General features: G+C 65.4%; 12 protein-coding genes. 6 read left to right on the top strand and 6 right to left on the bottom strand.

What is annotated here, in order from left to right; all coding sequences use genetic code 11:
- Window positions 1-4: 4 nt before the first annotated feature.
- From FK219_RS12115 to FK219_RS12125, 3 genes are all read left to right on the top strand, one after another.
- Window positions 5-1003: an LLM class flavin-dependent oxidoreductase gene (locus FK219_RS12115; protein ID WP_328821691.1), complete on the top strand. Its 999-nt coding sequence runs from the start codon at window positions 5-7 to the stop codon at window positions 1001-1003.
- A 124-nt stretch (window positions 1004-1127) separates the two neighbouring features.
- Window positions 1128-1670 carry a PadR family transcriptional regulator gene (locus FK219_RS12120; protein ID WP_152584182.1) on the top strand — a complete coding sequence of 181 codons (543 nt, stop codon included), beginning with the start codon at window positions 1128-1130 and terminating at the stop codon, window positions 1668-1670.
- Window positions 1671-1746: 76 nt separating this feature from the next.
- Window positions 1747-3369: an ABC1 kinase family protein gene (locus FK219_RS12125; protein ID WP_152584192.1), complete on the top strand. Its 1623-nt coding sequence runs from the start codon at window positions 1747-1749 to the stop codon at window positions 3367-3369.
- 40 nt (window positions 3370-3409) lie between these two features.
- Here the strand turns inward: FK219_RS12125 and nagB are convergent, their stop codons facing one another.
- The 6 genes from nagB to FK219_RS12155 form a co-directional block, all read right to left on the bottom strand.
- Complete coding sequence (gene nagB / locus FK219_RS12130) at window positions 3410-4177, bottom strand: glucosamine-6-phosphate deaminase (protein ID WP_152584183.1); 768 nt, start codon at window positions 4175-4177, stop codon at window positions 3410-3412.
- Between the two features lies 1 nt (window position 4178).
- Entirely contained in the window at window positions 4179-5054 is an 876-nt protein-coding gene (locus FK219_RS12135) for a carbohydrate ABC transporter permease (RefSeq protein ID WP_152584184.1), read from the bottom strand.
- Window positions 5051-5860, bottom strand: coding sequence for a carbohydrate ABC transporter permease (locus FK219_RS12140; RefSeq protein WP_210416822.1), 810 nt, complete (start codon window positions 5858-5860; stop codon window positions 5051-5053). Before FK219_RS12140 ends, FK219_RS12135 begins: the two co-directional genes overlap by 4 nt.
- Before the next feature lie 165 nt (window positions 5861-6025).
- Window positions 6026-7291, bottom strand: coding sequence for an ABC transporter substrate-binding protein (locus FK219_RS12145; RefSeq protein ID WP_152584185.1), 1266 nt, complete (start codon window positions 7289-7291; stop codon window positions 6026-6028).
- A gap of 68 nt (window positions 7292-7359) precedes the next feature.
- Complete coding sequence (locus FK219_RS12150) at window positions 7360-8907, bottom strand: DUF3604 domain-containing protein (protein WP_152584186.1); 1548 nt, start codon at window positions 8905-8907, stop codon at window positions 7360-7362.
- Window positions 8904-9944 (bottom strand): carbohydrate kinase family protein, encoded by a 1041-nt coding sequence (locus FK219_RS12155; RefSeq protein ID WP_165638141.1) that lies wholly within the window; start codon window positions 9942-9944, stop codon window positions 8904-8906. The genes FK219_RS12150 and FK219_RS12155 overlap by 4 nt, the downstream gene beginning before the upstream one ends.
- Window positions 9945-10129: 185 nt before the next feature.
- On the opposite strand from FK219_RS12155, the gene FK219_RS12160 reads away from it, so the two are divergent.
- From FK219_RS12160 to FK219_RS12170, 3 genes are all read left to right on the top strand, one after another.
- Window positions 10130-10876, top strand: a complete 747-nt coding sequence (locus tag FK219_RS12160; protein ID WP_152584188.1) for a DeoR/GlpR family DNA-binding transcription regulator — start codon at window positions 10130-10132, stop codon at window positions 10874-10876.
- On the top strand, window positions 10873-12240 hold the full coding sequence (locus tag FK219_RS12165; RefSeq protein WP_152584189.1) for a 6-phospho-beta-glucosidase: 1368 nt from the start codon (window positions 10873-10875) through the stop codon (window positions 12238-12240). The genes FK219_RS12160 and FK219_RS12165 overlap by 4 nt, the downstream gene beginning before the upstream one ends.
- Before the next feature lie 500 nt (window positions 12241-12740).
- The coding region (locus FK219_RS12170; protein WP_165638142.1) for a transposase family protein at window positions 12741-13332 on the top strand (592 nt) is incomplete at its 3' end.

Genomic DNA, 13332 nt, shown 5'->3' on the forward strand with positions numbered 1-13332 from the left:
ACTCGTGACCGCACCCCTCCCCCTCTCCGTCCTCGACCTCGCCCCGACGCGCTCGGGCGCGCCCGTGAGTGAGGCGCTCGCGGAGACGGTCGCGGTCGCGCAGGAGGCGGAGCGCAGCGGCTACCGGCGGGTCTGGTACGCCGAGCACCACAACATGGCGGCAATCGCGTCGAGCGCGACGGCCGTGCTCATCGCGCACGTCGCCGCGCACACGTCGACGATTCGCCTCGGCTCGGGCGGCGTCATGCTGCCGAACCACTCCCCGCTCGTGATCGCCGAGCAGTTCGGCACGCTCGCCGAGCTGCACCCGGGCCGCATCGACCTCGGTCTCGGCCGCGCGCCCGGCACCGACCAGGTGACCCTGCGCGCGCTGCGCCGCACGCCCGAGTCGGCCGAGTCGTTCCCCGCCGACGTCATCGAGCTCGGCCACTACCTCGGCGACGAGCTGCCGGTGAGCGGCGTCAACGCGTATCCCGGCCGCGGCACTCACGTGCCCCGCTACATCCTCGGCTCGAGCATGTTCGGCGCCGACCTCGCCGCGAAGCTGGGCCTGCCGTTCGCCTTCGCCTCGCACTTCGCCCCGGATGCCCTGCACGCGGCCCTCGCCCACTACACGAGCCGCTTCACCCCGAGCGATGAGCTCGCCGAGCCGCACGCGATCGCCGCCATCAATATCGTCGCCGCCGAGTCGGAGGAGTCGGCCCAGCACCAACTGGAGGCTGTGCGGCGCGAACGCGTGCGCCGATTCCTGAGCCGCGGGCGGGAGCGCGAGTTCACCGAGGAGGAGTCGCACGTGCTCGTCGACACCCCTGCTGGTCGGCAGATTCTCGCGATGGGCCGCTACACCGCCTCGGGCTCTCCGACCGCGGTCGCCCAGCAGCTCGCCGCCTTCGCCGCCGACTGCGGCGCGCACGAGCTCATCACCGTGCACGCGGCGATGAGCCTGGAGCAGCGCCTCACCTCGCTGCGCCTCACCGCCGAGGCGTGGGCGTCGCGCGACTGACCCGACGGAGGTCACACGCGCACAGCGCGCGCTCGACCGGCACCGAGCCGAGTCTCAGCGTGGTGGCGTTGACTGTGGTCGAGACCGCGACCGTCGGCCTTTCCCCGCAGACGAAGGATTCCGCATGCGCAGCGCCACGAACCCCCGCTTCGACCTCTGGGAGGCCATGGAGGGCTTGCGCGAGCAGTTCGGCCCCCGCATGGAGGCGATGATGGGGCACGCCGACATCCGCTCCGCGGTTCTCGTCGCCCTGCTCGACGGCCCGAAGAACGGTCACCAGGTCATGCAGGCGATCGGCGACCGGATGCCCGGCTCGCGCACCCCGAGCGCCGGCGCCGTCTACCCGATGCTGCAGCAGCTCACCGACGAGGGTCTCGTGAGCAGCGAGCAGCACGACGAGCGTCGGGTGTACTCGCTCACCGAGGCCGGGCACGCGGTCGCAGCCGAGGCCTCCGAGAGCATGCACGACTCGGGTCGCGACCACGGCTGGGAGTCGCGCATGCCGCGATTCGGCGAGCACTCGCGCGCCCTGCCGAAGTCGGGTGTGAAGCTCGCGCAGGCCGCGTCACAGGTGGCGCAGAGCGGCACGGTGGAGCAGCAGGAGCGCGCGGCGAAGCTTCTCGACGAGACGCGTCGAGCGCTCTACGCGATCCTCGCCGAGGGCTGAGCGCGTGACGTCTGCCCGCGGCGCGCTCGAGGCGCCGCCGGCCGATCGTGCCTCGCGCGCACGCTACCGCCGCATCATGCGCTTCGCGGCGCGCGCTCTCGCGCAGGCGTGGTGGTTCGAGCTCGTGCTGCCGCGGTTCGGGCTCGCGCGGTTCGCCGCGCGGGGCCGCATCCGGCGCCTGCAAAAGCTCGCCCGCCGGTTCCACGCGCTCGCCGCCGACCTGGGCGGGCTCATGATCAAGGTCGGGCAGTTCCTGTCGTCGCGACTCGACGTGCTGCCGCCGGAGATCACGCGCGAGCTCGAGGGGCTGCAGGACGAGGTGGCCGCCGAGTCGTTCGCGAGCATCGTCGCGCAGGCCGAGCGTGAGCTGGGCATCCCGCTCGATCGCGCCTACGCAACGTTCGAGATCGAGCCGATCGCGGCCGCCTCCCTCGGGCAGGCGCACCGCGCGCGCCTGACGCCAACGCTCGCCGCCGACCTGGGGTTCGAGAACGTCGTCGTGAAGGTTCTGCGGCCCGGCATCGAGCAGATCGTCGAGGTCGATCTGGCCGCTCTGCGCCGTGTTGCCCGCTGGCTCTCGCGTGTGAAGCTCGTCAACCGCCGTGCCGACGCGCCCGCGCTCATCGAAGAGTTCGCGACGACGAGCCTGGAGGAGATCGACTACGTGCACGAGGCGGGCAACGCCGAGCGGTTCGCCGAGATCTTCGTCGACGACCCACGCGTCGGCGCGCCGGTGATCGTGTGGGAGCGCAGTGCACGCCGCGTGCTGACCCTCGCCGACGTGACGGCGATCAAGATCACCGACGTGGGCGCCCTGCAGGCGGCGGGGCTCGACCCTGATGCGGTCGCCGCCGAGCTGGCGCGGGCGACGTTCGAGCAGATCTTCGTCGCCGGCTTCTTCCACGCCGACCCGCACCCGGGCAACATCTTCGTGACGCCGAGCGCCGAGCACGGCTTCACGATCACCTACATCGACTTCGGCATGATGGGCGAGATCACCGACGAGCTGCGCGACGGCCTGCAGCAGTTCATCTTCGCGGTCGCCTCGCGGGATGCCCGCGGCTGGGTCGTGGCGACGCAGCGCCTCGGCGTGCTGCTGCCCTCGGCCGACACTGTCGAGCTCGAGCGCGCCGTGACCGCGCTCTTCGACCGCTTCGGCGGCATGGGCGTCGCCGAGCTCACGGCGCTCGACCCGCGCGAGCTGCAGCAGTTCGCCCTGCAGTTCAGCGAGCTCGTGCGCACGCTGCCGTTCCAGCTGCCAGAGAGCTTCCTGCTGCTCATCCGCACCGTCTCCCTCATCTCAGGTGTGACAAGCGCCCTCAACCGCGACTTCAACATGTGGGACGCCGTCGACCCCTTCGCCCGCACCCTCCTGCGCGGCGGCGGCACGTCGACAGCGCGCAGCGTCGGTCGCGAGGCGGTCGGCATCCTCTCGGCGCTCGCGCGCCTCCCCCAGCGAGTGGATGCTCTCGCCACGCGCCTCGACCGCGGCGAGCTCGCGGTGCGCAGTCCGGAAGTCGAGCAGCGCCTGCGCGTCATCGACGGCAGCGTGCGCCGCGCGACCTCGGCGATCCTCTTCACCGCGCTGCTGCTCGCCGGGGTGATCGTGCGCCCGACCGACGAGGTGCTCGGCTGGGTGCTCATCGGTGCCTCGGCCCTGCCCCTTCTCCACGCCGTGGCGCCCTGGCGGCTGCGCTAAGGGTGAGGACGTCTCTCCTGAAGGGGAGCGCGTCACGCACTCACCTTGATCGCGACATCGATAGCGATGTTCGCAGTTCAGGCGGGATCAGTCGGGCCGCATCGCTATCGGCAAACACTGTCACTGTGCCATGGAGGTTCAGCGCGGTGACGGGCCAGTCCACGTCGACCTCGCCTCTGGCCAGGCGCCGCAATGGCTCAGCCTTCGAATTGCCCTCGGCAATCACGACAAGTTCGGTCGCGTCGAGGATCGTGCCGATGCCCTGAGTGATGCACCACTCCGGCACAGCAGCAACATCATCGTCGAAGAATCTCGCATTATCCCTGCGAGTTTGATCCGACAACCTCACGACACGAGTGCGGGAGTCGTGAAGGGAGCCTGGTGCGTTGAAGGCAATGTGGCCGTCCGTTCCGACCCCGAGTATCTGAAAGTCGATTCCTCCTGACCGAGTGATGTCGGTCTCGTATTCAGCACACGACGCCTGCAGATCGTGTACGTCGGGATTGGGCACGCGGACGGATCCCGAAGTGAAGTCGACGCGCGACGTGAACTCGCGATCAATAACGTTGCAGTATCTCTGCGGATGGTCGGCAGGCAGTCCCACGTATTCGTCGAGCAGGAAGGCACCTGCCGAGGAGAATGACATGGCGCCCGCATTCGCTCGCCTCACGAGCTCGTCGTACAACGCCAGTGGACTCGACCCGGTAGCGAGTCCAAGGATTGCGTCCCGCTTGCGATCCAAGAGCGCCTGAATACGATCCGCAATGCTCTTCGCGAGTGTTGGTGGGTCAGCGATAACGAACCTCATGTCAGCCCTTCACCGCCCCCGCCGTCAGTCCGGACACGATTCTCCTCTGAAGAACGAGCGCCAAGATCACCATGGGAATGGTGACCATTACCGATGCGGCCGTGATCGTGCCGATCGGGCGCTGAAACTCCACGGCACCCGTGAACGCCGCAATGGCCACCGGAACCGTCTGTGCGACTTCCGCGTTCCTGGGCGCGAAGGTACTGGCCAGCAGAAATTCGTTCCACGATGTGACGAAGGTGATGATGGCGGCCGAGAACAGACCTGGCCCCGCGAGCGGCAAGATGACCTTGCGGAAGGCTTGCAGCGGTGTCGCCCCGTCGATCTTCGCGGCTTCCTCCAGTTCACTCGGGATCGCGGCGAAGAAGGTCGTGAGAATAAAGATCGTCAAAGGCAAGCTGAATGACACATAGGAAACGTAGAGTCCCTCCCACGTATTGAGCAGCCCGATCGAGCGCCAGACTTCGTAGAGCGGCGGCACGAGCGATACGGGAGGAAAGAGCGAGGCAGCGAGCACGCCGGAGAGCCACAGTACCCTGCGCTTGAGGGGGAGTCGCGCGATGGCGTATGCGGCCAGTGCTCCGATGATGGTGCACACAACGGTCGTCATCGTCGCGACGACCAGCGAGTTGCGCATGTTCAGTAGGAAGCCCTGCCCCAGCACCGCGATGTAGTTGTCGAGTCCGAATGGTCCTTGAAACAAGTCCGGATCGTTGAGAGCCCGATCACCGCGTTTGAAGCTCGTCATCACGAGCCAGAAGAAGGGCGCGAGGCACCACACGAACACGATTCCGAGAAGGACGCTCCACCGTGCATCCATGATGCGCCGAGGGGGGCGCTGCCGTGCGGTACGTGCGTGCGCGGTCTGGGTAGTCATCGGCTTCTCTCTCCGAACACGAGGTGGCTCCCGATCGCGCGCACGAAGATCACTCCGATCGCGAGAACGAGCATGAAGGTCAATGTCGACAACGCTGAACCGACACCAGGGTCGGGTGTTTCGACGATGTACTGTTGCACGAGCATCGAGAGCGACTCCGTACCGAACGCCCCGCCCGTCATGACTTCCGGCAAGTCGTACACGCGCAGTGCGTCCACCGTGCGGAACAACAGCGCCACGAGAATCGCTGGTCGCAGCAGCGGAAGTGTGATGTACCAGAATCGCTGGATTGAAGTTGCTCCGTCGACCTTCGCGCTTTCGTACATCTCGGAGGGAATGGTCTGGAGGCCCGCCAGCAAGAGGAGGGCCGCAAATGGTGCCGTCTTCCACACATCTGCGATGATGACGGTGCCTGCGGCCCAACCAGACTGCCCGAGCCAGTTGAAATCTCCGAGGCCGAGCAAGCCGTTGATGGAGCCCGGCGTGATGTTGAACATGAAGGCCCACATCTGACCGGCCATGACCGTCGGAATGATCCAGGGGATCAGGATCGTTGCCCTGACTATTCCCCTTCCTCGCAGTGCTCGATTCATGATCAGCGCGAATCCGAGCCCGATGATGAACTCGAGACCGACGGACGTCACGGTGAAAACCGCCGTGAACGACAGCGCCTGCCAGAAGACGCCGGAACTGAGCACCTCGACGTAGTTGTCCAGGCCCGCGAAGCCCTCACGTTGCCGACGCGTATAGGCATTCAGGCTCGTGACGAGAGCGTACAGAATGGGAAAAACGACGACGAGCACCATGACGGTGATCGACGGTGCAAGGAAGAGTCGCGCGAGCGCTGTCTCCGAGATGCCACGCCATCGGGCCGGTGCACGAAGGCGGCTGTTCGCCTCCGGGCTCCGCCGTGCGGAGCCACCGTGCATGGTGCTCGTGTCGTTCGGCATGATCTGTCTCTCTGCTCAGGTTCAGCCGTTGAGCGTGCCCTCGAGGAACGTGCGCATCTGCTCAGCTGCGTCGCGCGCAGACATCTGCCCATTGGCGGCTTCGAACAGGGTGCGCTGCATCTCCAGGCTGATCTCAGCCCACTGCGGCGCCGCTGGGCGCGGCTTGGCGTCCTGCAGGATCTCGCCCAACTGCTGCATCACGGGATCGTCGGCGAACTCGTCGTAGAGAGGCACGTGCACGGGGAGCACTGCGTCCTCGGCGAGGATCGTCTGCACCTCCACACTGGTCGCGGCCCACACGACGAAGTCTTTGGCGATGTCCTGGCGCTCCGAGAACGCGCTGACCGCGTTGTTGAATCCACCGATCGCCGATACTCCGGGCTCGCCGGTGAACGACGGCAGCGGAGCCACGCCCGTGACACCGTTTGCGGGGCTCTCGCTGTCATCAGCGATGAGAGCGTACGGTCCCGGCCAGTTGCGCATGAAGGCTGCATCGCCCGACTGGAACGCGATTCGCGACTCTTCCTCCATTGCTGTGTTGTAACCCGGGGCGAAGCAGCCGTCGTCAACGGATTCGGCGATGAACTCAGTCACTTCAGTCGCCAGATCGACATCGAACACGACCTCCGACTGGTCGGAATTGTAAAGGTCGCCCCCCGCGCTCCAGAAGAGCTCCAACCAGTTCACGACGAATCCTTCGTATCGGGCACCCTGCCCGATGAACCCGTCCATCCCTTCCTCGGCAGCGATCGACTCCGCTGCGGCGCAGAGCTCCGTCCAAGTGCGGGGCGCTTCGTCCACCAGGTCAGTTCGGTAGTACAGAATGCCCGCATTGGTGTTCAGCGGTGCAGCCCATAGCTCACCTCCCCACGACGACGACTCCATCGGCCCGGGGAGCGTGACCCCTTCGAGATCGGCGCGAACATCTTCGAGACTCACGATCCAGTCGTTCTCGACGTACTCTCCGGTCCAGATGACATCCAGCCCGAGAACGTCGAACTCCGAGCCGCCAGCTTGGAGTACAAGGGCTTGTTGCTCTCGAGCGCCGTCGGCTGCCTCAGGCAGCGCCTCGACGCGAACGGGAGTGTCGGGGTTCTCCTCGTTCCACAGTTCTGCAATGCTCAAATGCGCACCTCCCGGCTGCGAGCGAGGTCCGCCGATCGCCCACACGATCTCGCCCTCTTCGGCGTTGTCGGCGGGGGCGGGTGTGCAACCGGCGACGACGGACACGGCCGTCGCGACCGCGGCTGCCGCGAGGAGCCGCCCTGCTGTGTTCTGCTGTTTCATCTCTTCCTCCTTGTTGGTGTGGTGTTGCGACTTGTGGTGTCGGGATCGCCTATCGAGAAAGCCCGGCGCTACGCACTCGCGTCTGATACCCAGATCGGCGAGCTCCAGGCGTGCTGATCATCGACTTGGCTAACGCGCACGTAGTACCAGTCCTCGCTCGTTCTGCCGCCCTTGTCACTGATCTCCCACTGCAGGCTCGCGTCTGTGTTCTGAACCGCCTTCTCAAAGGCGAACGCTCCGCTGAGAAAACCACCGAGATAGTGCACATGGGGGCCGTCGAGCATGTCAGTGATGGTTGCCGTGAACTCTCGACCGTTCACGGTCGCCACGAGTTCGGCGTTCCGATCGGCGCTCACGTGCACGGCCAGTCGTTGCGTGGCATCCGTACTCACCGTCGGATTGCCACGGGTCCGCGTGCGTAGCCGAATCGTGCGCTCGTCACGCTGCTCCCATGCCGAGAACGAATACTTGTCCGTCTCGCCCGCTTGGTCAGCCAAGGTGTCGTATCCGTGAAGTCGAGGCTCCACAGCGTCAATCCGACCGCCGCGAAGTTCGAGTTCGACATCCCAGTCGACAGGAATCCCCACCTCGCCCCAGCCCATGGCCACCGATACGATGCCGGAGAAGTCGGCGTCGCGCGCCGCGGCCGTGGCGAGCTCGTTCCGGGCTATGACCTCTCCATTGCGAATGATCTCGACCCGATCCAACGCATTGCCTCCGCGAACATCCACGAGGATGCGGCGCTCCCCGTTCGCCACGACCGTCGAACCCATCGGGGCGCCGTTGATGCTCGTGGCGAGCATGATCCGCCCACCGGTGGCCGCGTAGGTTCTGCGCTGCCGGATGGCTTGCCAGATGCTCTCTCTCGTCAGGTCTTCCGCCCACACCATGGCCAGACCGTGCCCATAGCTTCCGGGGTGCGCGCTGTGGTGATCGGTAGAACCGATGAAGCCGAAGCGGCCGCCGCGAGCAAGCCCTGTCGTGGCGGTACTGCCGATGTCGCGCGGACCCATCGTGTGCAGATAGGGGCGCGGAGAATCATGGTGCTCGCCGCTGCCGTGCATGGAGACAAGTTCCACGACAGGCGAGAACTCCTCTGTGTAGGCGTCCCAATTGACCCCACGTCGACCTGAGCGATAGCCGATGTGGTGTGGGAGCACCATCGCGTCGGCGCCGCGCAAGCGGACGTCGCGCAGAGCGCGGCGGAGGGAGGGAAGATCGTTGGCGTTGGACGGGTCGAGCGGCCCGCGCCCCGTGTCGTAGTACACGCAGTGATCCCCGTACGCGAGTGAGTGCCATTCGAAGGAGAGGAATGAAACGAAGGAGTGCGGGTTGTTGACCTCTTCGGTGAAGTCCTGGACTTCTCCCCAGTGTTCGCGCAGGCGCGCGAAACCGCGTCGATGGTATTCCGCGACGTGCGCTGGCTCATCGGGCATGTCGTGCCACGCGGCATGCCCGGTCACCGAGGCGAAGTCGAGTTGCAGTCGAGCATTGCGGTAGGCATCGTCGATAGAGCCGTGGCCGTAGCTGATACCGCAGTGGTTGTGGATGTCTCCAGCGAAAGTCGTCAAGCCCTCGTACCCAGGCAAGCCGCTGCCGCGGCGAACGAACGTCATGGCGTTTCCTCTCTGGGTGGCGGGCCCGGCACCGTTGGCGGGTGCGCCGCCCGCGCCAGTTCGGGCAGATCATCGATGAAGGCGAATCGTCGACGCATGTCCTGGGCGTCAGTGTCTCCGCACTGAGCACGGCCGTCGGCGGCGCGCCTCCACGCTGCGATGTCGTCGAGGGTCGGTGCAGACAGAGATCCCGTGACCCGGGTGGTCGAGAGCGCCGCAGCGAGTGACGCCAACTCAAGTCGGTCTCGCAAGGACAACCCCCATTCGGTGGCGGCAACAAAGCCGCTGACGAAGACATCTCCCGCTCCTGTGGTGTCGACAGCTCGGACGGGTACGCCGGCAACGGCAGCGCTCTCCCCCGTGAGACTGTCGACCGCTATTGCGCCTGCTGCTCCCTGAGTCACCACAGCAACCGGGATCGTTTCGGCGAGCACGCTCAATGCGCGGTGCGGATCCTCGGTCCCCGTGTAGGCCATCGCCTCTACGGCGTTGGGCAGAAAGGCATGGCAGCCTGCGAGTGCCTCGAGAGTGTCGCGACGCCACGTCTCACCGGCATCCCACGCCACGTCGGCGAAGACTTTCGCGCCCCTGGTAATGGCCGTGCGCATCTCGTCGCCGCCAATTTCTCGACCATCCAGGTACAGAATGATCGACTTGGGGTCTCCAAGATCGCGGAAGGGCGCCGCGGAGTCAGCCGGCCGAGGCGCATCCCATGTCACCATCGCGCGATCACCCTCGACAGCGAGCGAGGCGGTGGCTGATGTCTGGGCGGCCGCGACGACGAACGACAGATCTACGCCCTCGTTGCTCAAAATCTCGCGACACCACGAACCCGCAGCGTCGTCGCCGATCGCGGAGCACATCGACACGGAGAGCCCGAGCCGTCGCGACGCAATCGCCTGATTCGCGATGCCCCCGGGCGCTATGCCGAAGTCACGAGCACGCACCTCAGTTCCTGGGCGGGGAACTCCGTCGACGCCCGCGAACACGAGGTCGAGGAAGACATCGCCCGCGACCAGGACGTCGCAGCCGTCCATGGTCGGGTCTGTGGGACTCGGCCACATCGACATAGCTTGCCTCCTCGCATGCTCTACATCGCGCTCAGGCACCACGCCCGATAACTGCTCATTCATGATCGATACTGCACGCTATCACGCACTTACGAGCATGTACATGTCGCTTTCTTGCGCGTTCATGCTCACAACCTGGTAATCTCATGCCCATGCTGAGTTCAACCCGCCGTGCTTCGATCGTCACCGAGCTTCAACAGTCCGGAGAAGTCTCGGTGCAGCATCTCGCCGATGAATTCGGTGTCAGTGCCTCCACCATCCGACGCGATCTGAACGCGCTCAGCAAGCAGGGGCGACTCCAGCGAGTCCGCGGCGGAGGGTCGATCGAGCCGGATCCGCGACCCTTCAACCAGGTCGCCCCGGCGTTCGCGGACGAGAAGGAGCGAATAGGCAGGCGTGCGGCTGAGCTGGTCTCCGACGGGGATGTCGTCATACTGGACATCGGCACGACCGTTGCACAGATCGCCCGACACCTTCGCGGGCGTCGGATCACCGTGATCACCGCATCCATCGCAGTCGTCGACCTTCTTCGCGACGATACCGACGTCGAGCTCATCGTTCTCGGCGGCGTCCTGCGAAAATCGTATCTCTCCCTCGTCGGCGCACTCACGGAGCAGGCGCTGAGCCAGATAACCGCAGACATCTGCTTCCTCGGTGCGAGCGGCGTTCGAGATGACGGTAGCGTTCTCGACTCGACGGGCATCGAAGTCCCGGTGAAGCACGCGATCCTCCGCGCTTCTGAGCGGAGCGTGTTCGCCGTCGCCAGCGACAAGTTCCCGGGAACCGGACTGCTGTCCATCTGCGGTCCCGACCGCATCGACGTCGTAGTCACGACCTCAAAGGGGTGCCCGGCGCTGGACAGTCTGCGCAGCCAGAAGGTGTCGGTGATCGAAGCATGAAGCTGTCCATCATCGGAGGCGGTGGATTCCGTGTCCCCCAGATTTACCAGGCGGTATCCAGTGGCGATTCCCCGCTACTCATCGACGAGATCTCTCTCTACGATGTCTCCTCGGAGCGCTTGAGTGCAATCACCGCGGTCATCACGGAACTGGCTGCAGATGCCTCGCGCACCGTTGTGGTCTCGGCCACGACGGATATCGACGAAGCTCTGAAAGGCGCGAGCTTCGTGTTCTCTGCTATGCGGATCGGGGGACTTGAAAGCAGAATTCTCGACGAACGGATCGCTTTGGAACTCGGAGTTCTCGGCCAGGAGACCATCGGGCCCGGCGGACTCTCCTATGCGCTGCGGACTCTTCCCCACGCTCGAGAACTCGCGCTGAGAATCCGCCGACATGCGCCCGAGGCGTGGGTGATCAACTTCACGAACCCCGCCGGGATCATCACGGAAGCCATGCGCGAGATTCTTGGCAGTCGAGTAACCGGTATTTGCGACACGCCTATCGGCCTCATGCGACGGACGGCGCGCGCCGTGGGCCACGCGCCCCACGACGTCGACTTTGACTACGTGGGTCTCAACCATCTGGGGTGGCTGCGTCGCCTCAGCGTCGGTGAGCGCGATCTCCTTCCCGAGCTACTCTCCGACGATGCGACGCTGACGACCATTGAAGAGGCGAGGATCTTCGGCGCCGACTGGGTCCGAGCTTTGGGGGCCCTGCCGAACGAGTATCTCTTCTACTACTACTTCGGACGTGAGTCTTTGGAGCGAATCTCGTCGTCACCGTCAACCCGCGGGCAGTATCTCGCGCGCCAGCAGAATGCGTTCTACAGCCGCATGAGTTCTCCGGGTCGCGGCGGTGCGCGGCAGGAGTGGGAGCGAACGCTTCACGAGCGTGAGTCAAGCTATATGCCAGAGTCTCGCCCGCACGATGCGGCCGACCAGCGTGATCACCGAGATGTGGAGAACGGCGGCTACCAGAAAGTTGCTCTCGACTTGATGACGGCGTTGGTCGTCGGACAGTCCGCGACGATGATTCTGAACGTCTCGAACGACAGTGCGGGCGGAGAGCTCCTCGTGCCAGCTCTGCCCTCGAACGCGGTCATCGAGGTACCGTGCACCGTGGACAGCAAGGGGATCCATCCGCATCGAGTAGGTCCGGTTCGCGGAGACATGCTGGGGCTCATGGTGCAAGTAAAGGCGTGCGAGCAACTCGTCATCGAAGCATCGACGCGACGATCCCCTGAACTGGCGTGGCGCGCGTTCGCCGGGCACCCGCTCGTCGATTCTGTCTCAGTGGGCCGTCAACTTCTCGAGCAGTACCGGGAGCTCATTCCCGGCGTGGCGGAATCGTTCAACACGGATTAGCGCGTTGGGTGCGCGAGGTTGCGGAGCGCCCATCAGCGCGGGCCGCGAGTCGGGTGAACCGTCGATGTTACGCGTCACGGGTAGTGTCGACGTTTGCTTGCATCCCACGTCGAACCTTGGACGCATAGTGAACGCGCTCGTGGTCAGTACAGTTCGCAGCTTTCGGGAAATCCTGCTTCTTGCGATATCTCGCGACCGGGCCAACGAAGTTACCGGGCCTGTTCCTGAAACACACCACTCCGGGCCGACACTGCTCTGCGGCTGCACTGAGCAGGCACGCCATACCGCCCGTCAGCCGTTCGCATTGAACTCGTGCCGCAGAGAGCACGCGAGCAGGCTGTGCGGCCTGAGAAACGCCGGTAATCGAGAGGTTAAGGGGCTCTTCGCCGTTGAGTGTGGGTGGCGGGTGACGCGCCGGTAGCCGGGGCTGCTGGGGAGATGGGTCGAGGTCCCCGAGGATCAGAGGACTCTTACCTCTTCTGATCGCGAGGACCCCGACGATGACCGAGCCTACGACGCGCTGCCGAGCCGACGGCAACTATTGCGACCGCTGCGATCTTCTCCTGGGCCTGGAGGGGTTGCGGGTGATTGCGGTTGAGCGCCGCGGCCTGGGATCGCTGACCGTGACGGTCGAGTCCCCACCTGGTCCAGTCGGCTGCCCAGGCTGCGGTGTCCTCGCGACCGGTCACGGGCGCGCGCCGGTGCCTCTGGTGGACGCACCCGCGATGGGCCGTCCGGTCCGACTGCTCTGGCGAAAGCGCCGATGGCGCTGCGCGGAAGGTGCCTGCGAGGTCGTCACGTTCCTCGAGCAGGACCACACCGTGGCGTTGCCGCGCGCGAAGCTGACCACTCGGGCGGCGTGGTGGGCGATCGAGCAGATGCGCCGCGAGCACGCCTCGGTGAACGGTATCCGCCGGCAGTTGGGCACCAGCTGGCGAACAGTGTGGGAGACGATCAAGCCACTGCTGCAGATTGAATCCCCCCGGCGTGTTCGGAGAGCGTATTGCTGGTGTCAGCCCGCTTGTTCGAGGGGCTCGGTCAGAGCATATTCGAGCTGCTCCAGTTCGATCGGGGTGAGGTCATCGATCGAAC

The organism is Microcella pacifica, from assembly GCF_009371975.2.
Classification (GTDB): domain Bacteria; phylum Actinomycetota; class Actinomycetes; order Actinomycetales; family Microbacteriaceae; genus Microcella; species Microcella pacifica.

Bases quoted from the DNA above. Each gene is read 5' to 3' on its own strand.
- FK219_RS12120 (WP_152584182.1), top strand. From the start codon at position 1,128: ATGCGCAGCGCCACGAACCCCCGCTTCGACCTCTGGGAGGCCATGGAG.
- FK219_RS12165 (WP_152584189.1), top strand. From the start codon at position 10,873: ATGAAGCTGTCCATCATCGGAGGCGGTGGATTCCGTGTCCCCCAGATT.
- nagB (WP_152584183.1), bottom strand. From the start codon at position 4,177: ATGAGGTTCGTTATCGCTGACCCACCAACACTCGCGAAGAGCATTGCG.
- FK219_RS12160 (WP_152584188.1), top strand. From the start codon at position 10,130: ATGCTGAGTTCAACCCGCCGTGCTTCGATCGTCACCGAGCTTCAACAG.
- FK219_RS12145 (WP_152584185.1), bottom strand. From the start codon at position 7,291: ATGAAACAGCAGAACACAGCAGGGCGGCTCCTCGCGGCAGCCGCGGTC.
- FK219_RS12150 (WP_152584186.1), bottom strand. From the start codon at position 8,907: ATGACGTTCGTTCGCCGCGGCAGCGGCTTGCCTGGGTACGAGGGCTTG.
- FK219_RS12155 (WP_165638141.1), bottom strand. From the start codon at position 9,944: ATGGACGGCTGCGACGTCCTGGTCGCGGGCGATGTCTTCCTCGACCTC.
- FK219_RS12140 (WP_210416822.1), bottom strand. From the start codon at position 5,860: ATGGTGCTCGTCGTCGTTTTTCCCATTCTGTACGCTCTCGTCACGAGC.
- FK219_RS12125 (WP_152584192.1), top strand. From the start codon at position 1,747: ATGCGCTTCGCGGCGCGCGCTCTCGCGCAGGCGTGGTGGTTCGAGCTC.
- FK219_RS12135 (WP_152584184.1), bottom strand. From the start codon at position 5,054: ATGACTACCCAGACCGCGCACGCACGTACCGCACGGCAGCGCCCCCCT.